This window comes from Candidatus Pantoea bituminis (genome assembly GCF_018842675.1).
GTDB classification, from domain to species: domain Bacteria; phylum Pseudomonadota; class Gammaproteobacteria; order Enterobacterales; family Enterobacteriaceae; genus Pantoea; species Pantoea phytostimulans.
In genome coordinates, this window is the sequence record NZ_JAGTWO010000001.1 from 13,430 (window position 1) to 37,750 (window position 24,321).

The following is a 24,321-nucleotide window of genomic DNA, read 5'->3' on the forward strand; positions in this document are numbered from 1 at the left end:
CAAACACTTAAATATATTGAATTACCTTAACTTCTGACTCACGAACAGAAGAAACACAGATGTGAACAGAATCAAGCCAGATGAGATATGTTATCTCATGAAAAACTGTCTTTTCTCGGGAGCGACAGATGCCGGATTACATTTTTTAGAAAGGGTGAACAAATTGCTGTGCTGGAAAGATCAGAAGCCGAGAAAGCCCCTCTGCTGACCGATCAGGGTTATGAAAAGCAGTATGAAGAGATTGATGCCCCAAATGCTGAGCATGCTCTTGCACGCTATGCTGACATACGCAAAGAAGAACGCACAACTGAACATGCTTTTATAACGGGCACAGTATTCAGCACAATTGTGACAGCAATCCTAAGATAAGACGGCTGAAAGGCGGTTTTTACTCATCTGATAAGGTCCGCTTCTGGCACAAAGCAGACAGGCACACGGTCAAGTCCGCTTTGAGCGACAAGCGGATGCACAATATTTTGATTAATCTGGATAAAATTTTGATGGTATCGCGGACTGTATCAAACGTTTTTCCCGGGAAGGGGAGGCGTTTCTTCATCACGGCTCTGTACTACTGAGCCGGAATGGCGTCGCCAGATCACCACGGAAATCGCCGTAATGAACAGGGTCAGGATAGCGGAAACAAGCAGCGTGCCGGGTATACCGTACCGCTCCAGCAGCATGGCATACGCAGACGGGGCAAGCGCCGCGAGAAAAATCCTGGTGACAGCAGTACGCCTGTTTTGCGGGCGTACTGCTGTGGATCAAACAGCACAAGAGGAAGTACGGCCTTCACAACCGTGCACAGTCCGTTCACGGCCCCATAGCCCAGGACGAAGAGGGCTGTAGCCACAGGCGTAACGCACCCCGCAAGGCCGGCCAGAAAGCAGAGTGGCAGCAGGACACCGATAATAAGGTTTAGGCGTAGCGCGGAGAGGCGTGCGCCGGAGGCCACATCCAGCAGGCGGGCACTCACCTGTCCCACGCCCCAAAGCATGCCAGCCAAGGCGGGCAAGCCATAAGCGGCCAGTATCCGGGGAAAATGCGTGGACACGCCCGTGGAGACAAAGCTGATCAGCGCAATCAGGGCGGCATACCACAGGCCGCTGATGAAACCTTTTCGATCTTCTGCCGTCCCGGCCGCCGGAAGACCGGACCGACCAACCATGGGAGGGTTTACCCGACGGCCTGCCGGAACGGCGGTCAGAAAAAGCAGGCCCACCAGACCCGCACAGCCGTAAACGAGTAAGGCATGCCGCCAGTTGGTAATGTGCAGCAGGGCAGCGCCAGCAGTCCAGAACACGGCTGACGCAAGACCGCCCAGTAGAGTAACCAGAGAGACTGCTCTGCGGGCCCCTGCGCCTGCGGTTTCCACAAGCAGGGCAAACGCAGCGTCATACAGGGCAAGCCGCATGCCGACTCCCGTCAGGACCCAGACCGCAACCCATGCCGTTGTGGAATGAGTAATCGCCATCAGAAAACACCCGATAGTTATGGCGAAGGTTCCCGCCATCATCATCATGCGTCCGCCGGCTCGAGCCATAACGGAACCGGTCAGCGGCGAAACCAGCCCCATAACCAGCATGGCAACGGTCAGGCCAGAGAATGTCACCACGGGAGACCATCCCGTTTCCGCCATGATGGCGGTTCCGAAAACGCCCGGCATGTAGAACGTAATACCCCAGTTGATAAGCTGCGTCATGCCGATGCAGAAAATGCTGCGCCCTGTCAGATGTCCGTCTGTCAATCTGTGCTCTCCGCAAGCGTGGTGTCGCCCAGCCCGAGCGTGCGCTGCAGGATGACCGTATCGAGCCAGCGCCCGTGCTTGAATCCTACCGATCTGAGTGTGCCGGTGATGCTGAAGCCTGCGGCGCGGTGCAGGGCAAGGGAGGCAGTGTTTTCGCTGTTACCCACCACGGCCACGAGCTGGCGGAAGCCACGGGCTTCTGCCCAGGCTATCGCTCGGGATAACAGCATTTTGCCGGTGCCCCGCCCCTGACAAGTGGCGTCAATATAGACGGAGTCTTCCAGGGTAAACCGGTAGGCGCGGCGTTCCCGGTAAAAAGACAGGTAGCAGTATCCCCGCACTTGCCCTTCATCAATCGCCACAAACCAAGGCAGTCCTGCTGAACGCACCTTTTTCAGGCGGGCTGCCATTTCAGCCGCATCCGGCGGTTCGGTTTCAAAAGTGGCAGTGCCATGTAATACGTGATAAGCATAAATCTGCTGGATAGCAGGAATATGTCTTTCATCTGCTTCAGTTATTTCCATCGGTATGGCTCTTTTTCTGGTGAGAAACAAAGACTAACCCGGATGAATAATTTCAGACAGGCCGCGGGACTTATCAGCGGTATAAGGAAAACTTTGGCATGGCAAACCTGAACCTTGATCATCTTGCTACTTTCAGGATGGTCATCAGCCGGGGCAGTTTCTCAGGAGCGGCAGAAGCACTCGGACTATCACAGCCGGCTGTCAGCCTGCAGATAAGACAGCTGGAGCAGGCGCTTCATGTCCGGCTTATTGAGCGAACCAGCCGGGGGATAAGGCCCACTCCTGCCGGGCTGACTTTTTCTGAGCACTGTATGAAAATTGATTCCGTGGTAAATACAGCCATTGAATCGGTGTCTCGGCATTCAGACGAGATAACCGGTACCGTTACTGTCGGCACGGGTGCAACGGCCTGTATTCATCTTCTGCCTCCCTTACTGCAACAGCTGCGACAGGCACATCCTCTGCTGAAAGTGGACGTACGCACAGGCAATACTTCCGATATTGTCCGGAGCGTGGAGGAGAATCGTATAGACATTGGACTTGTAACACTTCCAGCAGCCGGCAAATGCCTGAGCGTAAGCCCGCTGGGTACGGATGAGTTTGTTGTCATCATGGAAAAGGATGCATCAGAGCAGAGCGCGAACCCGCTGCCTCCCGACGCCCTTTTGTCACTGCCGCTGATTATATTTGAACCCGGAAGCGGGACACGCGCCTTGATCGACGAATGGTTCCGGTATGCCGGGCATACTGCCAGCCCCATGATGGAGCTTGGCAGCATTGAAGCCATTAAAAGGATGGTACGTTCCGGTCTGGGCTACAGCATCGTTCCCCGCATGTCCGTTGCGAGTATTGAAGAAAGGCAGGGTCTCAGTCTTTACTCTGTGACGCCCTCGCTTCATCGGACTTTGGGGACAGTAATGCGGGAGGATCGGATTGTCAGCAGGGGCATAAGTGAAGTGCTGAAAAGACTAAACGGCAGTTTTGCAAAAGAGGAAAGCAGATAAATATCAATTATCGTTAGCCCAGGTTCTGTCAATACAGAGTCACTCAGAGCCGCCTTTGGAGAAAATGCCAAAGAAGAGCTTGCTTTCTTACTTCAAAAAGCTCGCCGGGGCGCATTATACCGTTATACCGCGGACGACGTTCTGCTGTTCTGAACATGACGTCAGAAAATACCCCCTTTCAGGAGAACCGGAAACATATGCGAACCCGGGTTCACCGAAGTGCATGCCAGCAACACGTAAATTTTGACGAGCGGCCTGTTCAAGAATGGTTTTTCTTGTTTTCTCTGCCTGGGCTGGATCACAGTCAAATGAAATTGAAACTTCAGGCCGGGCTGACTGAATATGCGGATAATGCACAATATCACCCCAGATCAGCAGGCTTTCATCGCATGAATTTATCAGAAACCCGGTGTGTCCAGGCGTATGTCCCGGCAGACTTACAGCCTTGATCCCCTCACTGATTTCTGCTTCATCAGTAAAACGCAGCACAGGGCCATAAGCTTCCAGCGTGCGACGAACCAGCGACCCGGTCATCTGTATGCGCTCACCCATGAGTTTCAGCTTATTTTCATCCTGCCAGAATGCTGCTTCATCACGACTCAGGAAAAGTTTCGCGTTTCTGTATGCAGGCTGACCATGCTCATTCAGCAAACCGCCGATGTGGTCTGGATGTCCGTGAGTCAGAAGCACGGTATCTATATCGCCTGGATTAACGCCTGCCGAGAAAAGGTTTTTTTAAATTCGCCACCAGCATAATTCAGTCCTCCCATCCCGGAATCCACCAGTATGACGCGTCCCTGTCCGCGTATGAGGTAGCAGTAAATGTGAATATCATCGGGAGCTGTTACTCCTGACTTCTCCTGAATTTTTCCTGCTTCGGTTAAATCAATTCCTGACAGTAAACCCAGGCTGGCTTTCATTCGCCCGTCGCTTATTGCGGTTATCGAGTAATGGCCAATTTTTTGCGAAAGAAAAGGTGACGTATCCATACTGTCCTCGCTTAATGAAAATAAAATTATAATTTGCAGCTTCATTCGGTCCGTGATGTTTAAACCAGCCAGTAACAGTCGCTGGCAAGTCAGTGTTACGGTCACGGCCTAAAGATATTGAAGTTAAATGCCTGATGAGACTATGATAATTTTCGACTCAGTTGAGACCAAAATTGTTGTGGACATAAAATTACTGCGTTCTTTTGCCACCGTTGCCTTATTCGAACATGTCGGACAGGCAGCAGAAAGGCTTCATATTTCTCAATCTCCACTCAGCAGACAGATCCAGCAGCTTGAAAGTGAATTAGGTATTACGCTCTTTCATCGTGATAAAAAGCGGTTAAAGCTAACTGAAGAGGGAAGAAAATTTCTTAATGAGGTAACGCCTTTTTTACAACATCACGATCGCCTGAAAGATTACGGCCGGCATCTCTCGCATGATTATGCAGGGCGACTGGATATAGGCTATGTAGAAGCGGCACTCCATTCCCGGCTTCTTCCTGAGGCAATTGCACGGCTTGGTATGGGGCATGAAGCGGATATCCGCCTACATGCTATGCGTTCAAAGCAACAGATTGAACATCTGAGGGAAAGAGCCATTGATCTGGCCCTGCTGCATACGCCACCTGATGCTAATGGCATGTTCCGTCAGGAGAAAGTTTTGACGGAACCTGTGATACTGGCTATGCCAAAAGAAAGAATGCTACCGGCTCCCGGCCCTGATGATCTCAATGGCCAGCCGTGGATAGCAGATCAGGAAAACCTGAATCCTACGGCGCGGGCGCGATTGCTCGCAGCATGTCAGAAAGGCGGTTTTCGCCCCAATATCTGTCTGGAAGTCAGCGGGCCACTGGCTGCGCTGGCCTGTGTGGAGGCCGGGTTGGGTTTCACATTCATACAGAAAAGCCTTGCGCGGATTGTTCCGGATAATGTCGCTCTAGTATCTCTCCCCTGGCTGCCGCTTGAAATCACCCTTTTTGCCGTATGGCGGAAAGAGGAAACAAGACCGCTGACAAAACGTTTTCTGGCAACGCTGGGGCTGTACTGATGTAAGAATGTGATGTCCGGACGCATAAATGCAACGAAATGACAATTTTTGTGTTCCTGGATAGGTAATAAAACGACCTTTGCCAATTCATTACAATAAAAATCTGACCGGGAAGTTTGCTGTTATATCTAACATTCAGGAGCATGTATTCACCGTTTCGCTTCTTACTCTACCCGCGCGCTTTTTCTCTGTGAGGCTTCTTCCTACTTTCATTTTATCGGGTCAACGATTTTCCATTGCTGGTGGTACACAGCAGTTACACTGGTTGCTGATGATTCAGAACCAGTGGAGGGAAGTCTGAATGGCCCCTCTGGCTTCCCGGCAAGCCGAATTATCAGCGCGATAGCCTAACCGGCAGAGTCGCCAGGTTCTGCCGAACCGCCGGAAGCCAGTTTGCTCAGGCATTCACCTTGGTTCCAGATGATTAACGTTGAGATTGAAAACGGAGTTATAGCCATGAGTAATGCACTTGTACCTGAGTTTTCTGTATCAGATTGGCGCAATTCAAAAAGATTCTACTGCCAAATCCTGGGCTTCGAATGTGTATATGAGCGCGCTGAAGAAGGCTTTTGTTACCTGAAACTGGGGGAAGCTGAACTCATGATCGACCAGATAGGAGAAGGCCGGACATTTGAAGGAGGGCATCAGCCGACTGGTTACCCGTTCGGAAAAGGGATGAATGTTCAGATTTTGGTTCCCTCAGTTACTCCCCTGATAAACTCATTGGCACAGCATGGCATTGGTCTTTTCCTTCCTGTTGAGGACCGCTGGTATCGTGTTGAGGCAGTGGAAAGCGGAAACCGTCAGTTTATTGTTGCCGATCCTGATGGATACTTACTACGGTTTTATCAACATCTTGGAACACGTAAAGTCAAAAATTCCGAGCCGGATACTCCCCATCGATAGTTCGGCCATCACATTAGTCAATTAACCGCCTTTCTAACTCCCCCTTTTGTCCACTTCCGGCACAGAACAGACATTTACGCGGGGCAAGGTCCGCTATGAGCGAGGAGCAGACGCCCGAATGAATAGTAATTATTCATTATTACTTTTATCAACCGAATCAACTTCTCATTGCATTAACTCACTCAAGAAATTAATCCTATTTTCAATAAGGTAACACCGCACCGTTGCAAACTCATCTTTTTTACTTCTGGCATAATATCCTTGTAAGTAGTGATGCAACCCCTTCTTAATATTAATTATTTAATCTAGTTAATAATTAAACGGTCAAGATGGTTATATTCTCCGCGAGGAAAGATGAATGGAAATTTTTATCAAGATTTTCTTCAACCACAAGAATGTCTATATCTTCACAGCTGGCAACAGAGAACCTTGCCACGCCTGGAATTTTCTCTGAGGTCAGCCCGACAATAACTTGGCTACTCTGCGCTATTGCCGCTTTCTTAAACTCACAGTCATCAAAATTAAAACCCGTCAGCCCGGCTTCTGGACTCATGGCACACCCTCCCATGAAAGCCTGATCGAACATGATGTTTCTTAATTGCTCAATTGCTGTGTTCCCCACAGAGCCGCCACTATCTTTCTGAATACGCCCCCAAGCATAATAACTTCTATATTGGGATGTTTTAAAAGCGCAGCAGCGATATCTGGCGCGTTTGTTACCACCGTTATGGTGAGTTCATCAGGCAGAGATTTTGCCATTGCCAGGTTTGTGCTGCCTGCATCAATAAATATGCAGTTCTCACTTGTAATCAAGCTTGCACACCTTTGCGCGATTGTGTTTTTTGCTGATAGATTTTGCTCTTTTCTTGAATCCAGTGTTCCTGCATCTGGAAGCTGCAATACTGCCCCTCCGTAGACTTTTTTGCATACTCCTTCTTTACTTAATTCATGAAGATCACGACGAACTGTGTGCTCTGAAACTCCCATCTGCTGGGCGAGTTCGATACAGACCACTCTCCCTGGTCACGCAATATTTTCCTGATCAAGTCTTGTCGTTGTTTGGGGAAAGCTGCATAATCGAGCATGTAACACCTCTTAAATCATCACAAACGAGCATTGGTGGGCATGGTCGCGCAGGATTAATTCTTTGTCAATCACTTACTGGCTTGTATCAAACGCTCTGCCAGTAAATAACTTCCAGCTTTCAGGATAGGGAATAAAATGAATCAGAAGTCACACAGGATCTCTTCCAGTCGGGCGACACGGCTGGCCTTCTTCATCGCCGGCTTTGTCACGGCGACGTGGGCGGTTCTCGTGCCATATGCTCGTGCAAATACGGGTGTTAATGAAGCAACACTTGGAACCTTACTCCTGTGTCTTGGGGTTGGAGCTTTGATTGCGATGCCAGTAACGGGCTCACTGACCGGCAGGTTTGGCTGCCGTACTGTCATAGTTGCAGCCATTGCGATAGTTGTAGTAAGCACACCTTTACTGGCGGTAATTAGCAATCCTGTACTTCTGGGGCTTACTTTACTGGTCTTTGGCATTGGCGTTGGTGTGACAGACTGCGCCATGAATATCCAGGCAATCCTTGTTGAAAAGGAATCGTCTGTTCCGCTGATGTCCGGTTTTCATGGCATGTACAGCTTTGGCGGTATAGCTGGCGCGGGTTTGATGACCCTGCTTCTGGCTGCAGGTCTTAATATTATTGCTTCCACTGTGCTGATAACGCTGACTGTTATCGTCTTAGCCATATTGAGTTATCCGGGATTACTGACTTACGCCAACCCTAAAGAAGGTTCCGCCTTTGCCGTGCCGCGTGGGATCGTACTGATCTTGGGAATGGTCTGCTTTGCGGTGTTTCTCACCGAAGGTACTGTGCTGGACTGGAGTGCCGTTTATCTGACGCAGGTCAGAAATATGCCTGAAACGCTGGGTGGTCTTGGGTATACGTGCTTTGCTGTGGCTATGACAGCAGCCAGACTGATGGGTGATCGGATTGTCGGAAATCTTGGTCGTTTAACCGTAGTTGTTGGCGGATCACTGACTACGGCAGTCGGTCTGGCTTTGATTACTTTCATTCCTTCATGGCATCTGTCGCTTCTTGGTTACATTTTGATGGGGGCTGGGTGCGCGAATATCGTCCCGGTGATGTTTTCGGCGGTGGGCCAGCAAAGCGTCATGCCTCAGTCCGTTGCTGTTCCTGCAATTACTACGATGGGTTATCTCGGCGTATTAAGCGGCCCGGCTATTATTGGATATGTCGCTCATTTCAGTTCGCTAGCACTAGCTTTTTCACTGATTATGGCATTAATGCTGTTTGTCGGTGCGATATCATTCTCTCTTAATCTTAGACAGAATAATTCGGCGAAGGAAAATGCATGAAAATTTCACATGTAGCTTTGTGGACGACAAATATTGAAGCACAAAAAGAATTCTGGCGTGATTATTTTGGTGGAACATCTAATGAATTATATATCAGTACAAACAGGCCTGGTTTTTCCTCTTATTTTGTCAGCTTATGTGATGGGCCGACTATTGAGTTAATGAGCCTGGATGGTTTGGAAAAGGGGCTGCATGGTAAAGAGCTTACGGGATGGGCGCATATCGCTATCAAACTGAACTCTCGTCAGCAGGTTGATGAGATGGTCATTAAAGCATTAAATAATGAAATTTTAGTGAGCCCAGCCCGCGTTACGGGAGATGGCTATTATGAGGCGATTATTCATGACCCTGACGGTAATTTAATTGAAATAGTAGGTTGAGTGTAATAGTCAGTGTTTTGATTACTGTGCATCTATACACGCTAAGGATTTCTATGTCCGCTATTGGCACAAAGCGGAAGTTCACGCCTACTGGCCTGTTTGAGTACAGGCAGTTTTTTATTTGTGGTAGGAGTGGGGTACAGCACATCCAAAAGTAAGGGGAAACGAAACTGGCAAAGTTTGTTGGTAAGGGACGCAAACAAGCCAGAAGGTTACGACGCGAGTAACCTTAAAGTCGTTTTAAGCAGTGATCACGCGATACCGGAAGGTTTTTAGGCGTAATTGCCCCTCCTTCTGCTGCCACATGAACTCCTTCAGAACATCAGCATAAGTGAACGGGTGGGGGAACAGGCTCACGGAGCCACCATTGTGGGATCCGTAAGCAACGCATCGGCGATATCCAGCATGGCGCGTAAGCGATCCATGTGCCGAAGATCTTGATGGTAGCCTACCCAGATATCTCTTGAGGGGGGAAATCAGGCGTTGCAATGCGCTGCAGCCCAGTGGTGGCATCGCCCAACGGTTGTGGTAGCACGGCGATCCCCATCCCGCGCAGACACATTTGCGCCTGAATCGCCCGACTCGTGCTTTTGAAGGCACATCTGGAGTGCGGAAACCGCTCGAGCAGCCATGAGACGTCAGGAAAGTGTGATTGCTCGGTATTCATCAAAATTAGCCCCACCGAAGAGGGATCGGTGAGCATTGTCTGTGCATTTTCAGGCGTGCCATAGAGGGCGTAGGGCATGCTCATCAGACGTCGCTGGACAATGTCCGGCTCGGTAAAGGGCACAATGCGAAACGCTATGTCGGCATCACGGCGCGCCAGATTGATCAAGCGATAGCTTGCGATGACTTCCGGCACAATTGCCGGATGGCGGCGCGTCAGTTCGCCCAGAATAGGGGCCAGAACATAGTTAGCAAACCACTCTGCTGAAGATATCCGCAATATCCCTTCAAGACGTTCGTGATTACCTGCCAAGCGGCGTTCCATCGCCAGCGCGGAGTTTTCCATCGCTTCGGCCAGCTTCATAACCCCGTCGCCGGCGTCCGTCAACACCAGCCCCTCCCTGGTCCGGCGAAACAGCGCTTGCTGCGCCTCATCCTCAAGCGCCTTTATGCGCCGCCCGACCGTCGGATGGCTCACGCCAAGCCTTCGGGCCGCCTCCCCGAAAGAACCGTTACGAATGACTGCAAGAAATACCCGGACGTCACCCCACTCCATGTCATCGCCTCACCGTTCAAAAATGAACATTGAATATACAAAAGTGGCAGTTCCCAAACAATGATGTTGGTATCACCATAGCCTCCACCACCAGACCGCGCCAGGCGGCCCTATCAGGAAGCTGAAAATATGAACAAATTGAAAGGTAAAGTTGCCATCGTAACTGGCGGCTCCAAAGGTATCGGAGCAGGCATTGCCCGCCAGCTGGCGGCTGACGGTGCGAAGGTCATCGTTAATTATGCCACAGGCAGAAGCGGTGCCGATAAGGTCGTTGCCGATATTGAAGCCGCCGGTGGGCAGGCCTTAGCGGTAGCGGCGGATGTCACCAACCAGGCAGAGGTTGAAGCGTTGATCAACGCGGCCATCGGCAATTTCGGGCGGCTGGACATTGTGGTGAACAACGCCGGTGTTTACCAGTTCGTCAAAATTGAAGAGAGCACCGAAGCGCTCTACCGCAGGCAATTCGACATCAATGTTCTGGGACCGCTGTTAGTGAGCGCTGCCGCCACGCCGCACCTGGGTAAAGGCAGCAGCATTATTAATATCAGTTCGTTCGTCACCCGCGTCTTTATTGCTGAGAGCGCCATCTACAGCGGCGCCAAAGGCGCGATTGACGCCATCACCGGCGTACTATCACGAGAACTCGGCCCTCGAGGAATTCGTGTCAACGCCGTCAACCCCGGGCTGATCGAAACGGAAGGAAGCCACAGCGCTGGCGCGATGAACTCGGACTTCCAGACATGGAATGAAGAGCAGACGCCGCTCGGCCGCATCGGTCAGGTGAAGGATGTTGCCCCGATCGTTTCATTTCTCGCATCAGACGAGGCGGGGTGGGTCACAGGTGAGGTAATTCTGGCCTCCGGCGGCATGCGCTGACACCCAGCGCAGTCGGAATCCCTCGGGGTGACGCGCCCCGTCCTGACAGGTTAACTGCACATTTTGCCATCACAAAACGCCCCTTACCGGGGATTGTACCGTTTCATAAGGAGTGCTTTATGTCGGCACATAGCATCCCGCAAGCCGAGCCACGTCGCTGGGCAATGTTTGTCATTTTACTGGTTGGGGCATTTTTGCCGCCGCTCGATTTTTTATCGTTAACGTGGCGCTGCCTGCCATTCAGAACGAGCTGGGGGCATCATCTTCCGCTGACCAGCTGGTCATTTCATCCTATGCTGCCGTGTATGCGGTAACATTAATTACCGGCGGCCGCCTGGGCGATATTTATGGTCGTGGAAAGATGTTTTTTCTTGGGCTTATCGGGTTTGCCGCTGCATCGTTGCTGTGCGGGTTAGCCTGGTCACCTTGGGTACTGATTACCGGACGCATGTTACAGGGTGCCACCGCCGCCATTATGGCCCCTCAGGCGCTGGCTTCCGTGCAGGCCATTTTTCCCGAAGCGGAGAGACCGTTAGCGCTGAGTATCTATGGTGCAGTGTTTGGTCTGGCCTCCGTTATCGGACAGGTACTGGGCGGCATCCTGATTTCAGCGGACCTGTTTCACTTGGGATGGCGGGCTATTTTTCTCGTTAACCTGCCTGCGGCGCTGCTGGTCATTCTTTTTGGCCTGCCATTGCTGAAAGAAACGCGGGTGCAATCTGCACAGCGACTGGACCCCGTCGGCATGCTGCTAGCAACAGCCACGCTGTGCACGCTGATAGTGCCGTTGATTGAAGGCCGTGAGGCGGGATGGCCCTGGTGGACGTGGCTGTTGTTTCTTACTGTCCCGCTGCTGGCCTCGTTGTTATGGCGTTATGAGCGTCGCCTGAGTCAGAAGGGAGGTTCGCCATTGCTTAATCCGACCGTGTTACGCGCGCCAGGGCTGGGCCAGGGACTTGTGATTATTTTACTGTTTTATTCGATCGGCGCGTTCTTTCTTCTGTTTTCTGTTTATCTGCAAGGTGCGTTGCATTTTAACGCCCTGAACGCGGGCACGCTTTTTCTGCCCTTTGGCATCGGCTTTCTGATTGGTCCGTTACTGACACCTTACCTGAGGCGCTTTGTCGGAAATTACCTTAGCGCAATCGGGATGGGATGCGAAACCGTAGGGCTGGCGGGCATGGCATGGTTGATCGCCACGACGCTGACGGGCAGACCTCCCGCCATGCTGCCGCTCGCAGTTCTCCTTTTTGTTACTGGTCTTGGCCAGGGGCTGGCGATGCCAACCCTGGTGCGGATGGTGACAGGCCGGGTTGCGCCACAGTTTTCAGGTATGATTGCTGGCGTAACCAGCTCGGTATTACAAATTAGCACTGCGCTGAGCGTCGCCGTCATCGGCGGTATTTTTTACAGCATGTTGGGCAAGGGTGACAGCGGAGCAGTCATTACACATGCCTTTATCGTCGCGCTTCTGGTGATGGCAGTCTGCCTGGCTACTGGGGCAGGGTTAAGTATCCGGTTAATCCGGCGCTCCTTCGATCGCTCTACAGCCCCAGCCAGCTTTTCCCTCAAGTAACACAACAAATCTCAGTTGGCTGCGAACTTCCGCGTGATTCGGCAGCCAGCTGAGAACCCGTTATTTTTCACTTCAGCTCTCCTTACAGGCCGCTCAGTCATCCGTTGAACGAGTGAGTTGTTCCCACTGTTCTATTTCATTATTTAATGCAATCAGCTTTTGCCGCACTAAGCTCAGTGCATCACTGCCTAACAACAAATGCACGGGGGGACTCTGGCTTTCAATCAATGCCAGCATGGCATGGGCGGCTTTAACGGGATTACCGAGTTGCTTACCGCTTTTTTCCTCACGAGCCCGGCGAATGGGGTCGAATAAAACGTCATAGTCCGGGATACTGCGAGCACTGCGTACCATTGAGCGCCCGGCCCAGTCCGTGCGAAACGAGCCGGGTGCTACTGCGGTCACGTGTATGTTGAACGGGGCAAGCTCTTTGCTTAACGTCTCTGATATCCCCTCCAGTGCAAATTTGCTGCCGCAGTAATAGCTGATGCCTGGCAAGGTAATGAAACTGCCCATCGAAGTGATATTAATAATGTGCCCACGACGGCGTTGGCGCATGCCCGGTAGCACGGCTTTGATCATCGCCACCGCGCCAAACACGTTCACGTCAAACTGGCGGCGCATCTCTTCGAGGGACGATTCTTCAAGAATGCCTTCATGGCCATAACCGGCGTTGTTCACCAGCACATCAACCGGACCGACGGTTGACTCAATCTCCTCAACTACCTCATCAATATGCTCAAAGTCCGTGACATCAAGCAGTCGGCCAAAAGCCCGCTGCGCATTGAGCGCCTCGAAAGCCTGCTGCGCTTCACGGTTGCGTACGGTTCCAACGACCCGATGGCCTGCGGCGAGGGCTTCCTGTGCAAGCGCACGACCCATGCCGCTGCTGACGCCGGTGATTAAAATCGTTTTTGCAGATGTCATAAAAGAACTCCCATGAACAGTGAGGGTTGCATGGTATTCTCTGTTCTGCTGCATTTTTAGGCCTTATCTTCTCTTTTTCTTGCCTGATTTTATGAGGTGTTATGATGACCGTAATGATTGCCTTGATGAAGGCACTTGCGGTGCAGGAGGGGTACAACCTTACTGCCTTGCCTGATGTGCGAATTTTGCGTTCCGATCGTCCGCTTGCCAGAACGCCTGTGCTTTACGATCCGGGGATCGTGATTGTCTGTCAGGGCAGCAAGCGCGGCTATTTTGGTCAGCAAACTTATTTATATGATGAACAGCACTATCTGGCGGTTTCGGTACCGGTGCCGTTTGTGATGGAAACCGACGCGTCGGCAGAACATCCGTTGCTGGCGATTTATATGCATCTGGATCTTCAGCTGGCCGCTGAACTGATGTTGCAAATTGAACAGCATGACGCCCCGCATCCTCCCGCTGCTCCACAAAGCATGATGTCGAGCCCGATGGACGACGCAGTAAAAACGGCCGTGCTGCGCTTGCTTGAAGTTCTGATCAATCCGCTTGAAGTCGCTATCCTCGGCCCTGCGCGGGTACGTGAGCTCTATTTCCGCGTATTGACGGGCGCACAGGGCAACGCAATGCGTGCCGCGCTGGCCTTGCAGGGGCAATTCGGCAAGATAGGCAAAGTGCTTCAGCGCATCCATGCCACCTATGCTGAGCCGTTAACGCTGACGCAACTGGCTATGGAAGCCGGCATGAGCGTGCCGACGTTTCACAGCCATTTCAAAGCGATAACCCGGATGCCGCCGATGCAGTATGTGAAATCGGTACGCCTGCACCAGGCGCGAATGTTGATGGTGCGCCAGCAGATCACTGCCGCCGCCGCGAGTTACGCTGTTGGCTATGAAAGCCCATCGCAATTTAATCGCGAGTTCAAACGCCTGTTTGGTCTGCCGCCGGCTGAGGAGATAAAACGCATGCAGCGTAACTTCGCCGTTCCGCCTGTGCAGCAAGCGTCGGTATTTGTTTCATCGCATTGAGGTTTATTCGGCATAGCTGAATAGGCCGTGAGGTATGTAATGTCCGCTTCTGGCACAAAGCCGCTTGCCGTGGCCCCCATGTTCGCTATCAGCGAAAAGCGGATATCTGCGAGTAAGCTGTTGCATATTTTCGTAGCCCAACGCACATGCACGCTGCACAACTGAAAGAAACGCGAAGTTATATATGCAGGTTCAAGAGGCTGGCTCACTATTCTGTCGTACGGAATCGGAAAGAATCTTATCTTCTGACCCGGTTACCGTTTCGGAAGCCACAGGAAGGTAGAGAGCATAGAGCTATAGACAGACTTTTAAGGCTGTAAAGGCGTGAACCACATGAAAAGCGCTGCCTTGACAAACTGACTACCTACAGATAGGTTGGATGATGCAATATTTACACTCGATACAAGGGCTATCCTTTTCTTTCGTATCGGTAATCCGAGACTATTTATGACTGAACTTTCACAGAAAGCTAACGAAATTGTTGCCCATACGCGTCGCCTGCTGACCACCGGCGGCTATAAGAGCTTCAGCTATGCTGATATTGCCGAAGTCGTGCAGATTCGTAAGGCCAGCATTCACCATCACTTTCCCGGTAAGGCGGATCTCGTGCGCACTGTGGTGGCGCAGTATTGTGAAGAAGCGCGTGCGGGTATGTCAGCTCTTGATCGTCAGCTCAACGACCCACTGGCTGAGCTTAAAGCATATATTGGCTACTGGTCCCAGTGTATCAAGGATGGTTCTTCCTCATTCTGTATATGCGTGATGCTTGCTGTGGAGTTACCTACCTTACCAGCCGAAGTGGCTGCTGAAGTCTCCCGTCACTTCCACGACCTTTCCAACTGGTTAACCTCGCTGCTCGAGAAGGGGCAAAGCGAAGGCACATTTCAGCTACAAGAAACGCCAGCCGTAGAGGCGAAAGCCCTGATGGCCACGGTACATGGTGCCATGCTGGCGGCTCGAGCTTTTGATAATGCCGATATGTTTCAACAAATTATAGAGCCTGTTTTTAATCGTCTTATTGCTGAAAATTCGCCATAACGGTAAATGGAGATGCAGCATTTTATGTCTCCTCCTTTTTAATTACTTCAGCTGTTTATCCTCGAAATATTCCTCTATAACTGAGTGGAAATATGATGCAAACGATTGGAATCCTGGGGGGCATGTCTGCGGCCTCAACGCAAATTTATTACCGAAAAATGTGTGAGTTGGTTCGTCAGCGCTTGGGTGGCTTGCATTCTCCTGAGCTGCTGATTCGTTCGCTAAATTTTGCAATCATCGAAGATTTACAGATCAGAGGCCAATGGGACGAAGCCGGTTCACTTTTGAACACCGAGGCAAAGGCGCTGGAACGCGGAGGCGCTGATTTTATCGTTCTGGCAACAAACACAATGCATAAACTGGCTGAGCAAATGATGGACGGTATCAGCATCCCGCTGCTGCACATTGCGGATGCAACGGCCGCCCGGGTTGTCAAAGAAGGTCTGCAAGCGCCAGGTCTGATGGCGACCGCTTTTACAATGGAGCAGTCCTTTTATCTTGATCGTCTCAGGGCGGCTTCACTTCAGCCTGTTGTTCCCGATACTGCCGATCGGGCAGAAGTGCATCGCATCATCTATGAGGAGTTGTGCAAGGATATAATAGTCCCAGCCAGTCGCTCTGTTTATGAAGGCATAGCGCAGCGTTTAGCTGAAAAGGGTGCAGATTGCGTGATTCTTGGATGTACGGAAGTGGGTATGTTACTAAATCAGGACAACGTCCCCGTGCCCGTTTTTGATACCACGCTGATTCATTGCGAAGCAGCGGTTGAGATGGCGTTACATCCCTGATTACACACATCCTGATTCTATTAATGCATTATCCCGGTCTTGCCAGCTTCATGCATGAGTCAGGAGTATGAAGTGTTGGCCATCATACCGGCAAAGCTCATAAATAATGCATTCGCAAAGCTCGCAGAAACTCTGTTCTTGCGAGCTTTGCCCTCGTTAAGGTTTATCCTGTATATAACAAGATTCATTAACCAGCATCCTGACAATTGTATCCACCAGGAATGGTGCAGCATGGTTAAGTTCTCTGTCTTCTAATAGTTTTTCAGCTATTGTCAGCGCGAAATGGCGAACCGCTTCCTTTTCACCAGCGATTACAGACTGAGAAGGCTTTTCAACCGCCTGCGAGTTTGGGGCGCCGGATTCATTCGGCATACAGGCCGGACATGCATAAATTTCAAACAATTTCCTGTCAGGAAAACGGATAACCGTCATTGCCTTTCTCCATCAATGGGATTGCGTTCATGGTGGCAACCTTTTTCAGCAAGGTTGCGCCATAAACCGGACAGTCAGGGTTTACGCATGCCGGTCATACTGCGGAACACGCCATCTCGCAGTACAAAAGCATGGAGCAGCGCAGCGGCCAGATGCAGCATTACCGTAGCGAATAGCGCGAGCGCAAACCAGGTATGCAGGGGCGCAGTAGCGCATACAAGTCATTATTCACGGGCACAACAGGCGGCAGGACAATTCCGGCACCGAGAGTAACAGGATAACCCGCCGCTGAAAGCATCGCCCAGCCAATAAGAGGCTGGGCCAGCATCATAAAATAAAGTATCCAGTGTGAAAGATGCGCCACGCCACGCTGCCATGCGGGTAATGTCGCTGGCAAAGCGGGCGTTACGGTTGCAAAACGCAGCCACAAGCGAACCACGACTAAAACCAATATCATCACGCCGAGCGGCTTATGTATCGCCACCAGTAAACTATGCAGGGATGATACGCTGGCAACCATGGCTACGCCGATAAACAGCATTGTTAAAATCGCTGCGGCCATAAGCCAGTGCAGGAAGCGCATAGCTGGATGAAAATATTCGACATGCTTCATAATTTCGCTCCTGCTTGTTGAGCTTGTTCCCGAGTGCGCAAATTGTACGACCTGGCATAGGCCGACGAACGCGCATTCAATATCGGATCGTCAGAGGCGGCTATACCATCGGGCAAAATCAAAGGATCAAAATTGATGTCATTGCAGGGGCCTTGCTGCTGAGGAGTGGCCTGGTTTATCACCAGCGTGCCGGCATTAATCGTTTGACGATCGGCTGGCCATGCTTTAGTGGCATCATTACTTTTATCGCCAGCCTGAGCCAGTGTGATGACTAAATTCCACCTGAGCGCGCCCTGACCAAGGCGTTGTATAAGATCTTTCTGCAAAAAATCGCTGTCATGTTTATTGGCATCGCTGACAGGGTCTGCCTTGATGGTCGGAACCACACTCCAGCGGACCAGATGTGAGTTGCCCGATTTATCAATCAAGCGGAAGGCATTGAGACTGTTAAAGCGATCGCTGGCCCAACTGGAGGACGGCGTATACTGCTTAGCCCATGCAAAAAAGGTTTTACTTCCGGATGATTCGTTATGAAAGCGTTGAGTTTATTCGGGTTTACTTTTCCGGTACTGGTATCAGGCAGTGTAGCCGTCTGAAGTTGATAAAACGCTTCAACCGAAGAGACAGGAAAGAAGGGCATGGCATTCATACCCGTGCGCCACTGTTCACCATTGGCTTGTTGAAAAAGCAGAGCCATGCTGCGTACCGGCACAGCGTAATCGGGTGCGAGGGATTACCACCCGCAATGGCGAAACGTCCCGTTACGGCTGTTTCTCCTCGGGAAAACAGTGACGCACGCGATAAAACGCTGGCATTACCATTTGAGATAAAACTGCCAAGCACGCAAATGCCTTTAGCATGATTCCGACGATAGGTCGGATGCACGCCAGATGACTTTTCTAATACATTTACAAGCTTGTCTGAGGTAAGACGTTCAGGTGCCAGCCAGCCGCCAGTCCAGAGAAATAACAACGTTACAGTTACCGGAATAACACCAGCCAGCGCAAGACGCAGCAATATTCTTCCGGTGAAAATTGATTGCATTTTCATATTTCACTTAGCGTTTACATAATGGATTCAATGTAATTTATCGAAATTTAAATCTGAATCGATAAAACCCCTCTTTGATTAAGAAAAGCTAACCGGTTTATTTTTTCTGATGATCGCCGTGAGTGATACGGCTGAAACAAGAAAATAGAAAGCGCCAAAGGCCGCATAACCAGCAATGTTAATAATGGAAGGTGGAACAGGCATTTGAGCCTGAAAAATAAAAAATGTCCCGGCCAGTGCGGACTGCGCACCACTGAGAGCCATACTCCACTGAGCGTTATTATTTTTCCAGCGTTGAATCGCCGCCCCAAGCTGCAATAGTCCTGATAAAATTGCCCATCCGCCAAATACAGCGATGACTGCATTCATGCTTTTTGTGATTGTTAATATCACTGCCAACGTAGTGATTATGCTGACAATAATATTGCTGGTCTGCATGAGATTTTTTCCGAAGCCGCCGCTCTTAGTTGAATCAATATAATTGGCTAACGCATCCCAGGCAGGATAGATAACCAGTAAAATGGCGGCAAAACCAAATGAGTGCTGACCAACAGTAAAAGCGGCTGCAACCCACATTAATGAAAATCCGGTACGTAAATAATAATATTTTTTTAGCCAGTAATGAGAGGGTATATTTTGCATCGGCTTAATATTTAGTGACATTTTATTCTCCAGCATGTACGTATGCTTCAAACACATTATTAACACAGAATTAACCAGAAATGCCATCCTACTAGTAGGATGGCATTTCTGTCAACGCGGTTATCTTTTTTCCAGAGGCTTTGCCACAAAAGGATAAAAAGCATGCTATTTATGCTGTTTGGTGCCGGCTATCTGATTGGGCCGTTGCTGGCGCATTATCTGAGGTGCTTTGTAGGAAATTACCTGAATTCAGTTGGAATGAGATGTGAAACCGTTGGGTTAGCTATGAGCGAAAAGCGGACCTTGATTGATAGCGTCTCTGTGAGCATGAGCAGATTAGGCCCCACGATACTTCGCGAGGCCTTTAGCCATTTTACAGCGACGGATGTGCCCCTTTTACCGGGCTGACTTCTTCAAGCAGGGATGCGATATGTAAAATGGTTCTCTCTGCATGCCATTTGCCAACAATCTGAACGTTAACTGGCATTCCCTCGCGACTTTTTCCAAACGGAAGCGCTATACCGGGTAATCCCGTTACGTTAAGTGGGACCGTGGCACCCTGAAGATAAGTTGCATCAACTTCTTTGCCGTCAATAACAAATCGGTCAACGCCATGTTTGTGTGCCGGAATGGGAAGGACATGCGTTATAAGCGCATCATACTGAGAAAAATACTCTGCAAAACCATCCCGCAGTCTTTCTGCTGCCTGCTCCGCATCAATAAAATCAGACATGGAAGTGTCTGGCAGTGACAGCATAGTTTTGGCCATCTTATAAAGCTCATCAGGGCTACGACCTGCTGTTGCTGCCGCAAATGCAGGCTTCATTTCCATGACGTGTATCCGGTTGAAGACATCCAGCGCAAAATCCTGCTCCAGCGCCGGGATACTCACGTGCTCCACAACCACGCCGGGTCCCTGTAACGCTTCAGCTGCTGACCTGACTATTGCTGCCACTTCAGGGTCAACAGGACCAAAGCCCGGCCCGGTCATCCAGCCAATACGAAGCGGACGTAATGATGCAAACGACAGTCCATCTGGGTAAACCGGCGCATTGCTGGAAAAAGCATCGTGCCCGTCCGGCCCAGACAGTTGTGAGAAGGCCAGGGCAATATCGCGCACAGAACGGGCCATTGGACCCACATGCCAGAACCGGCGGGGGCACGCGGCCAAATGCCCGTCATGGGCACGCTACCGTGCGTTGCTTTCATGGACGTGATTCCAGTCTGCGCAGCCGGTCCGCGCACTGAAATGGCCAGGTCTGTACCCAGCCCAAGCGGAGACATTCCTGCAGCAATAGCGGCTGATTCACCCCCGCTGGAGCCACCGGGCGTGCGTGTCAGGTCCCATGGGTTATTGGATCGACCGGAAAGCAGATTATCGCTCTCAATCCAGTATGAAAATTCCGGCAGGTTGGTTTTCGCAAGCAGGATGCCACCTGCATTTTTGAGACGCGCCACGCTGGTAGCATCCTTATCAGGAAGACGATTTTTAAAAATAGGGGAGCCACGCTGTGTCAGTACGTCGGCCGTATCTATCGAATCTTTCACCGTGAAGGGAACGCCATGCAGGGGACCGAGAGCGTCTCCTCTTATCACTGCGGCTTCCGCTGCAACAGCATGTTTCATTGCATCATTTGCCATTGTCACAATGGCATTAACGTCTGGGTTTATCGCTTCGATACGGTCAATGTGCGCCTGCATAACTTCAACAGGTGAGATTTCACGACTGCGAATCATTGCGGCCAGTTGGGTTGCGTCTGAATAAAAAATATCTTTGCTCATGATGATCATTGCCTTATCTAACTAACGTTTGGTAGGTAAACAGTAGGCGCATAAATTTACCCTGTCAACACCTACCTAACACATGTTAGAATTAAGGCGTATTCTTCAGGAGAGACATGATGAGCAAGACATCTAAAGACGAAATATTAAAAGCAGCCCGTCTGGCGGCACAGGCTCATGGTTACACCGGGCTGAATATTCGCGGCCTGGCTGATGAGGTCGGTATCAAAGCCGCAAGCATTTATTATCATTTCCCCGGCAAGGCGGAGTTAGGTGCGGCAGTTGCACAGCGCTACTGGGAAGACACGGCGCACGACCTCGAAGCAATACGTGAAGCAGAGGGCAATGCGCTTAAAAGTCTGAGCCGTTATCCGCATATATTTCGCCGCTCGCTTGAAAGCCAGAACCGGCTATGTATGGGCAGCTTTATGGCTGCTGAGTATGATGATCTGCCGGAGCCGGTGAAAAAAGAGATACAGAAATTCGCTGACGTGAATGTGGTGTGGTTGAATACGCAGCTTCAGGAAGCAGGTATCGCCAGTGCTGAAGACGGGGAAAAACGCGCGCGTGCTATTTTTTCCGCTATTGCCGGCGCACAGCTAATGGCCAGAAGCCGGAACGATATTCACCTCTTTGACGAAATTATTGAAGGATATGCACAATCGGGCTTGCTGCCTTCCGTTACGAAATGAATATGATAATGCGGGGATGAGGAGTTTAAATCAGGCATCTGGCCGATTGGCAGTTCCTTAACCGGCAGAACCGGTAAGCTCCGCCAGAAGCGGAGTTTCGGGCCTAACGGCTGGGGGCTGATGGCAACGGCAAGTACCAGCCCTGAATCTGGCCGCGCCAGTTAGTCTTATAACCTCAAATAAGGTCGAAAAAAGGGAAAGCGAGGGACCTGCTGAAGATAGCGGAAGAGGGGTTAGGTAACCGTTAAGTCTGGGAAAGGTGCGCTATGAGCGAAAAGCGGACGTTCTGCCTGCAAAATTTATTACGATGCCGGTGGTTGGCAGTGCTAAAGCAGTAGTAACGAAAGGCAGTCTTCATCCACTTGTCAATGTCAGTGTTCATAAACGCGGCAATATCCTTTATGAGATTGCAATACAAATCGTTATATATTCAAATGCATAACGATACTCATGCTTGAAAAGGATGTTAAATGAATCTGTATATGTTCTATATCGGTGGCAATGCTGGGAAATCCAACATAGAAGTGCACGACATTCAATTTGTTGCGGCAAACAGACCAGAAGATGCCTGGCCCGCTCTTCGTGATGTATGGTTCGGGGATAAGGATAAAATTCATATTGACGGCTACAGCCGTGTCACCTGGGCTGACGGATATTCTGTTACCCTCTCCGCTAAACCTTCCCCTTCAGCAAACAGGTTATTTTTCGTCAATGCAGGCGGCTACCGACCTGATACGCTCGCTGAGTTACATGAATTCGATTTATTTGTGGCCGAAAATGCGCAGCAGGCTAAGAAAAAAGCGTTACAGACGCTGCTCTGTGGCACCGACCATCAGCATAAAGATAATTTGAAGGACGTGGATGATTGCCTGTTACTTGAAAAGGTAGGTGAGTTCTTTATTCATTTGGTTCCCTGTGATTCCGGACGTCGTGATCAACCAGAATGGCAGGGCTATCAACCCATAGGTATCTGACATTGGCCAGACTGCAGGTGCGGCAGTAATGGCTAAACATTTGTTAATCCGGCAGGTTATATTTATTCCTGCGGAATCAACGGAATAAGGACAATACCGTGAAAATCTACTGGACCCTGAAAAGCATTCCTGAACTCGCCGATTTATCCCTGCGGGAACGCGGAAGGCGCTGGAGGAGCGCATATAAGTCCGCTTTCCGGCACCGGGAAACCTGGTGCGGGATGGCGCTATGCGGTAGCTGTGCGGGCGCGGGCGTCTATTTCTTCGGTATGGTGGGCGGCGTACTGATGGCCGCACTGGGCGGTTTCCTGTACGGCCAAATAGTGACATACGTTGCTCTTAAATATTGCCGCCACCAGCTGCGCGGCGAAGCCGGCTGATTTTTGGAGATACAGCTTTCCCGCTATGTGACTTCGCAATTGCATGCGGTTTGGCTATCCGGTCGTATTTTACTTGACCATCGGCAACCAACAATCCAGGCAAAGTTGACGGGCAGTGACCTGCCCGCAGGTTAATATATTTCAGTGTTAGCAATGTCCGCTTCTGGCACAAAGCGGACATTGAGTAGGGCAAGGTCCGCTATGAGTGAAAAGCGGACATCAATCTTTAAGCATGTCCTCAAATGCCAGGTTCCACGATAAAACCTCAACTGATGCTCGCAAGCCATGGACCCAAAAAGGATCATCGGAAAATATGGATAAGGCCTCTTCTTCATGCTCAGCCTTCACGACCCATAGCGCTCCGACAGGTTGATCGTTATGCTTTTCACGTAATGAACCGGCAGCAAGAACCACACCTCGTTTTTGCTTTAACCAGTCTAAATGAGGATTGAGATAGTGTTTTCTGACATCGTATTCACTTGGGTGATCGGTGAACCTTATTGCGAAAAGCATTTCTTCCCCTTTTCTAGCATTCTAGTTGGCGATTTCTGGAAGTTAATAAAGATCAGAGCCTGATTTCATTGAATGTTAAAACCCGCGGCAACACATCTGTGCAAACTAAGTGCAGGCTGCATAGTTCTCTCTCCTTAAATTAATGACATCATGGATGACTTTACGCCATGCTGGCATGACCCGGTCCACTGGCATCAGGAAGGAAACAGCCATGATCATCAGACCCAGGCACACCGCTAAGGATTCGAGCCACAGCAGTAACGATAACGTCAGCACAGACAGCCGGACAGAATTCTGGCGCGATCCGTCCGTTAACTATGTAGAAAGTCGCCGCGCCTGTAACAGCCGCGCGTGCTATAAGCCACACAGTCATCCGACTTTTTCTATAGGCGCGGTTGATGCAGGCGGTAGTACTTTCACTGGCGCGACATCTGGCCCGTGCTCGTTGCGGCCCGGAATGATGGTTTTTATTCCGGGTGGCTGTGTTCATGCCTGTAATCCTCTGCCTGACCAGAGCTGGAGCTATCAGATGCTGCACCTGGATGCCGGCTGGTTAAGTGCTTTAGTTGCAGAAATGAGCAATTTGTCGGGTGGGTTCATCAGTGAAAGTGAAATTCGACTGGTTGATAAAGACGTTGTCTATCGTCGCTTCTGTGAACTGAATAACCTCCTGTTTTCAACCGCCAGTAATGAAGATAAAAATGCTGCGCTGATAGAGTTTATTGGCGATTGTGACTGCGGCGAAAATATGGTTGAAACATTCCCGGCCGTGTCGCCCTGTGCCAGCCTGGCAGTAAAAGCGTTATAGATG

The 24,321-nt window shown here is 50.5% G+C and carries 22 protein-coding genes and 6 pseudogenes; 15 read left to right on the top strand and 13 right to left on the bottom strand.

Annotated features, from left to right (window positions below; genetic code table 11):
• Window positions 1-87 precede the first annotated feature (87 nt).
• Window positions 88-369: a hypothetical protein gene (locus KQP84_RS00075; protein WP_215844733.1), complete on the top strand. Its 282-nt coding sequence runs from the start codon at window positions 88-90 to the stop codon at window positions 367-369.
• Between the two features lie 256 nt (window positions 370-625).
• Here the strand turns inward: KQP84_RS00075 and KQP84_RS00080 are convergent, their stop codons facing one another.
• Both KQP84_RS00080 and KQP84_RS00085 read right to left on the bottom strand, forming a co-directional pair.
• On the bottom strand, window positions 626-1,744 hold the full coding sequence (locus KQP84_RS00080; RefSeq protein WP_252515063.1) for an MFS transporter: 1,119 nt from the start codon (window positions 1,742-1,744) through the stop codon (window positions 626-628).
• Window positions 1,741-2,268: a GNAT family N-acetyltransferase gene (locus tag KQP84_RS00085; RefSeq protein WP_215844734.1), complete on the bottom strand. Its 528-nt coding sequence runs from the start codon at window positions 2,266-2,268 to the stop codon at window positions 1,741-1,743. The genes KQP84_RS00080 and KQP84_RS00085 overlap by 4 nt, the downstream gene beginning before the upstream one ends.
• 98 nt (window positions 2,269-2,366) lie before the next feature.
• On the opposite strand from KQP84_RS00085, the gene KQP84_RS00090 reads away from it, so the two are divergent.
• On the top strand, window positions 2,367-3,272 hold the full coding sequence (locus KQP84_RS00090; protein ID WP_215844735.1) for a LysR family transcriptional regulator: 906 nt from the start codon (window positions 2,367-2,369) through the stop codon (window positions 3,270-3,272).
• A 114-nt stretch (window positions 3,273-3,386) separates the two neighbouring features.
• On the opposite strand, the pseudogene KQP84_RS00095 reads toward KQP84_RS00090, so the two are convergent.
• Window positions 3,387-4,261, bottom strand: a pseudogene (locus KQP84_RS00095) (MBL fold metallo-hydrolase).
• A gap of 127 nt (window positions 4,262-4,388) precedes the next feature.
• On the opposite strand from KQP84_RS00095, the gene KQP84_RS00100 reads away from it, so the two are divergent.
• Window positions 4,389-5,309 carry a LysR family transcriptional regulator gene (locus KQP84_RS00100; protein ID WP_252515064.1) on the top strand — a complete coding sequence of 307 codons (921 nt, stop codon included), beginning with the start codon at window positions 4,389-4,391 and terminating at the stop codon, window positions 5,307-5,309.
• A gap of 456 nt (window positions 5,310-5,765) precedes the next feature.
• Entirely contained in the window at window positions 5,766-6,215 is a 450-nt protein-coding gene (locus tag KQP84_RS00105; protein WP_215844736.1) for a bleomycin resistance protein, read from the top strand.
• 316 nt (window positions 6,216-6,531) lie between these two features.
• On the opposite strand, the pseudogene KQP84_RS00110 reads toward KQP84_RS00105, so the two are convergent.
• A pseudogene (locus KQP84_RS00110) lies at window positions 6,532-7,202 on the bottom strand (DeoR/GlpR family DNA-binding transcription regulator).
• Between the two features lie 234 nt (window positions 7,203-7,436).
• Between KQP84_RS00110 and KQP84_RS00115 the strand changes: the two are divergent.
• Window positions 7,437-8,600: an MFS transporter gene (locus tag KQP84_RS00115; protein ID WP_215844737.1), complete on the top strand. Its 1,164-nt coding sequence runs from the start codon at window positions 7,437-7,439 to the stop codon at window positions 8,598-8,600.
• Window positions 8,597-8,980: a VOC family protein gene (locus KQP84_RS00120; protein WP_215844738.1), complete on the top strand. Its 384-nt coding sequence runs from the start codon at window positions 8,597-8,599 to the stop codon at window positions 8,978-8,980. Before KQP84_RS00115 ends, KQP84_RS00120 begins: the two co-directional genes overlap by 4 nt.
• A 353-nt stretch (window positions 8,981-9,333) precedes the next feature.
• Here KQP84_RS00120 and KQP84_RS00125 read toward each other — a convergent pair.
• Window positions 9,334-10,202 (bottom strand): annotated as a pseudogene (locus tag KQP84_RS00125) (LysR family transcriptional regulator).
• 129 nt (window positions 10,203-10,331) lie between these two features.
• Here KQP84_RS00125 and KQP84_RS00130 point away from each other — a divergent pair.
• Both KQP84_RS00130 and KQP84_RS00135 read left to right on the top strand, forming a co-directional pair.
• Window positions 10,332-11,078 carry an SDR family NAD(P)-dependent oxidoreductase gene (locus tag KQP84_RS00130; protein WP_215844739.1) on the top strand — a complete coding sequence of 249 codons (747 nt, stop codon included), beginning with the start codon at window positions 10,332-10,334 and terminating at the stop codon, window positions 11,076-11,078.
• Between the two features lie 119 nt (window positions 11,079-11,197).
• Window positions 11,198-12,654, top strand: a pseudogene (locus KQP84_RS00135) (MFS transporter).
• A 93-nt stretch (window positions 12,655-12,747) separates the two neighbouring features.
• Here KQP84_RS00135 and KQP84_RS00140 read toward each other — a convergent pair.
• The gene (locus KQP84_RS00140; protein ID WP_215844740.1) at window positions 12,748-13,581 is read right to left on the bottom strand and encodes an oxidoreductase; all 834 of its coding nucleotides are present in this window, start codon (window positions 13,579-13,581) and stop codon (window positions 12,748-12,750) included.
• A gap of 104 nt (window positions 13,582-13,685) precedes the next feature.
• On the opposite strand from KQP84_RS00140, the gene KQP84_RS00145 reads away from it, so the two are divergent.
• The 3 genes from KQP84_RS00145 (at window position 13,686) to KQP84_RS00155 (ending at window position 16,432) form a co-directional block, all read left to right on the top strand.
• Window positions 13,686-14,606, top strand: coding sequence for an AraC family transcriptional regulator (locus tag KQP84_RS00145; RefSeq protein ID WP_215844969.1), 921 nt, complete (start codon window positions 13,686-13,688; stop codon window positions 14,604-14,606).
• 447 nt (window positions 14,607-15,053) lie between these two features.
• A complete protein-coding gene (locus tag KQP84_RS00150; protein ID WP_215844741.1) occupies window positions 15,054-15,644 on the top strand; it encodes a TetR/AcrR family transcriptional regulator in 591 nt (196 codons plus the stop codon).
• A 92-nt stretch (window positions 15,645-15,736) separates the two neighbouring features.
• The gene (locus KQP84_RS00155; RefSeq protein ID WP_309140095.1) at window positions 15,737-16,432 is read left to right on the top strand and encodes an aspartate/glutamate racemase family protein; all 696 of its coding nucleotides are present in this window, start codon (window positions 15,737-15,739) and stop codon (window positions 16,430-16,432) included.
• 156 nt (window positions 16,433-16,588) lie between these two features.
• On the opposite strand, the gene KQP84_RS00160 is transcribed toward KQP84_RS00155, so the two are convergent.
• From KQP84_RS00160 to KQP84_RS24775, 6 genes and pseudogenes are all read right to left on the bottom strand, one after another.
• Complete coding sequence (locus KQP84_RS00160; RefSeq protein WP_215844742.1) at window positions 16,589-16,864, bottom strand: hypothetical protein; 276 nt, start codon at window positions 16,862-16,864, stop codon at window positions 16,589-16,591.
• A gap of 74 nt (window positions 16,865-16,938) precedes the next feature.
• Window positions 16,939-17,477, bottom strand: a pseudogene (locus tag KQP84_RS00165) (cytochrome b).
• Window positions 17,474-18,527 (bottom strand): annotated as a pseudogene (locus KQP84_RS00170) (catalase family peroxidase). The pseudogenes KQP84_RS00165 and KQP84_RS00170 overlap by 4 nt, the downstream one beginning before the upstream one ends.
• Window positions 18,528-18,605: 78 nt before the next feature.
• Window positions 18,606-19,190, bottom strand: coding sequence for a DUF308 domain-containing protein (locus tag KQP84_RS00175; RefSeq protein ID WP_252515065.1), 585 nt, complete (start codon window positions 19,188-19,190; stop codon window positions 18,606-18,608).
• Between the two features lie 352 nt (window positions 19,191-19,542).
• Window positions 19,543-20,274 (bottom strand): amidase family protein, encoded by a 732-nt coding sequence (locus KQP84_RS24770; protein WP_252515107.1) that lies wholly within the window; start codon window positions 20,272-20,274, stop codon window positions 19,543-19,545.
• Window positions 20,157-20,951 (bottom strand): amidase, encoded by a 795-nt coding sequence (locus KQP84_RS24775; protein WP_252515066.1) that lies wholly within the window; start codon window positions 20,949-20,951, stop codon window positions 20,157-20,159. Before KQP84_RS24775 ends, KQP84_RS24770 begins: the two co-directional genes overlap by 118 nt.
• A 119-nt stretch (window positions 20,952-21,070) precedes the next feature.
• Here KQP84_RS24775 and KQP84_RS00185 point away from each other — a divergent pair, with 119 nt between their 5' ends.
• The 3 genes from KQP84_RS00185 (at window position 21,071) to KQP84_RS00195 (ending at window position 22,997) form a co-directional block, all read left to right on the top strand.
• On the top strand, window positions 21,071-21,643 hold the full coding sequence (locus KQP84_RS00185) for a TetR/AcrR family transcriptional regulator (protein ID WP_215844972.1): 573 nt from the start codon (window positions 21,071-21,073) through the stop codon (window positions 21,641-21,643).
• A 470-nt stretch (window positions 21,644-22,113) separates the two neighbouring features.
• On the top strand, window positions 22,114-22,617 hold the full coding sequence (locus tag KQP84_RS00190; RefSeq protein WP_215844743.1) for a DUF1543 domain-containing protein: 504 nt from the start codon (window positions 22,114-22,116) through the stop codon (window positions 22,615-22,617).
• Window positions 22,618-22,715: 98 nt separating this feature from the next.
• On the top strand, window positions 22,716-22,997 hold the full coding sequence (locus KQP84_RS00195) for a hypothetical protein (RefSeq protein ID WP_215844744.1): 282 nt from the start codon (window positions 22,716-22,718) through the stop codon (window positions 22,995-22,997).
• 219 nt (window positions 22,998-23,216) lie between these two features.
• Here the strand turns inward: KQP84_RS00195 and KQP84_RS00200 are convergent, their stop codons facing one another.
• Window positions 23,217-23,510: a YciI family protein gene (locus KQP84_RS00200; protein ID WP_215844745.1), complete on the bottom strand. Its 294-nt coding sequence runs from the start codon at window positions 23,508-23,510 to the stop codon at window positions 23,217-23,219.
• Between the two features lie 211 nt (window positions 23,511-23,721).
• Here KQP84_RS00200 and KQP84_RS00205 point away from each other — a divergent pair, with 211 nt between their 5' ends.
• Window positions 23,722-24,318, top strand: a complete 597-nt coding sequence (locus KQP84_RS00205) for an AraC family ligand binding domain-containing protein (RefSeq protein ID WP_215844746.1) — start codon at window positions 23,722-23,724, stop codon at window positions 24,316-24,318.
• The last annotated feature ends 3 nt before the right edge of the window (window positions 24,319-24,321 follow it).

Coding starts and splice junctions, on each gene's coding strand:
- KQP84_RS00090 (WP_215844735.1), top strand. CDS start 2,367: ATGGCAAACCTGAACCTTGATCATCTTGCTACTTTCAGGATGGTCATC.
- KQP84_RS24775 (WP_252515066.1), bottom strand. CDS start 20,951: ATGAGCAAAGATATTTTTTATTCAGACGCAACCCAACTGGCCGCAATG.
- KQP84_RS00145 (WP_215844969.1), top strand. CDS start 13,686: ATGACCGTAATGATTGCCTTGATGAAGGCACTTGCGGTGCAGGAGGGG.
- KQP84_RS00160 (WP_215844742.1), bottom strand. CDS start 16,864: ATGACGGTTATCCGTTTTCCTGACAGGAAATTGTTTGAAATTTATGCA.
- KQP84_RS00120 (WP_215844738.1), top strand. CDS start 8,597: ATGAAAATTTCACATGTAGCTTTGTGGACGACAAATATTGAAGCACAA.
- KQP84_RS00190 (WP_215844743.1), top strand. CDS start 22,114: ATGAATCTGTATATGTTCTATATCGGTGGCAATGCTGGGAAATCCAAC.
- KQP84_RS00085 (WP_215844734.1), bottom strand. CDS start 2,268: ATGGAAATAACTGAAGCAGATGAAAGACATATTCCTGCTATCCAGCAG.
- KQP84_RS00205 (WP_215844746.1), top strand. CDS start 23,722: ATGATCATCAGACCCAGGCACACCGCTAAGGATTCGAGCCACAGCAGT.
- KQP84_RS00100 (WP_252515064.1), top strand. CDS start 4,389: ATGCCTGATGAGACTATGATAATTTTCGACTCAGTTGAGACCAAAATT.
- KQP84_RS00115 (WP_215844737.1), top strand. CDS start 7,437: ATGAATCAGAAGTCACACAGGATCTCTTCCAGTCGGGCGACACGGCTG.
- KQP84_RS00155 (WP_309140095.1), top strand. CDS start 15,737: ATGATGCAAACGATTGGAATCCTGGGGGGCATGTCTGCGGCCTCAACG.
- KQP84_RS00105 (WP_215844736.1), top strand. CDS start 5,766: ATGAGTAATGCACTTGTACCTGAGTTTTCTGTATCAGATTGGCGCAAT.
- KQP84_RS00075 (WP_215844733.1), top strand. CDS start 88: ATGTTATCTCATGAAAAACTGTCTTTTCTCGGGAGCGACAGATGCCGG.
- KQP84_RS00185 (WP_215844972.1), top strand. CDS start 21,071: ATGAGCAAGACATCTAAAGACGAAATATTAAAAGCAGCCCGTCTGGCG.
- KQP84_RS00175 (WP_252515065.1), bottom strand. CDS start 19,190: ATGTCACTAAATATTAAGCCGATGCAAAATATACCCTCTCATTACTGG.
- KQP84_RS00140 (WP_215844740.1), bottom strand. CDS start 13,581: ATGACATCTGCAAAAACGATTTTAATCACCGGCGTCAGCAGCGGCATG.
- KQP84_RS00150 (WP_215844741.1), top strand. CDS start 15,054: ATGACTGAACTTTCACAGAAAGCTAACGAAATTGTTGCCCATACGCGT.
- KQP84_RS00130 (WP_215844739.1), top strand. CDS start 10,332: ATGAACAAATTGAAAGGTAAAGTTGCCATCGTAACTGGCGGCTCCAAA.
- KQP84_RS00200 (WP_215844745.1), bottom strand. CDS start 23,510: ATGCTTTTCGCAATAAGGTTCACCGATCACCCAAGTGAATACGATGTC.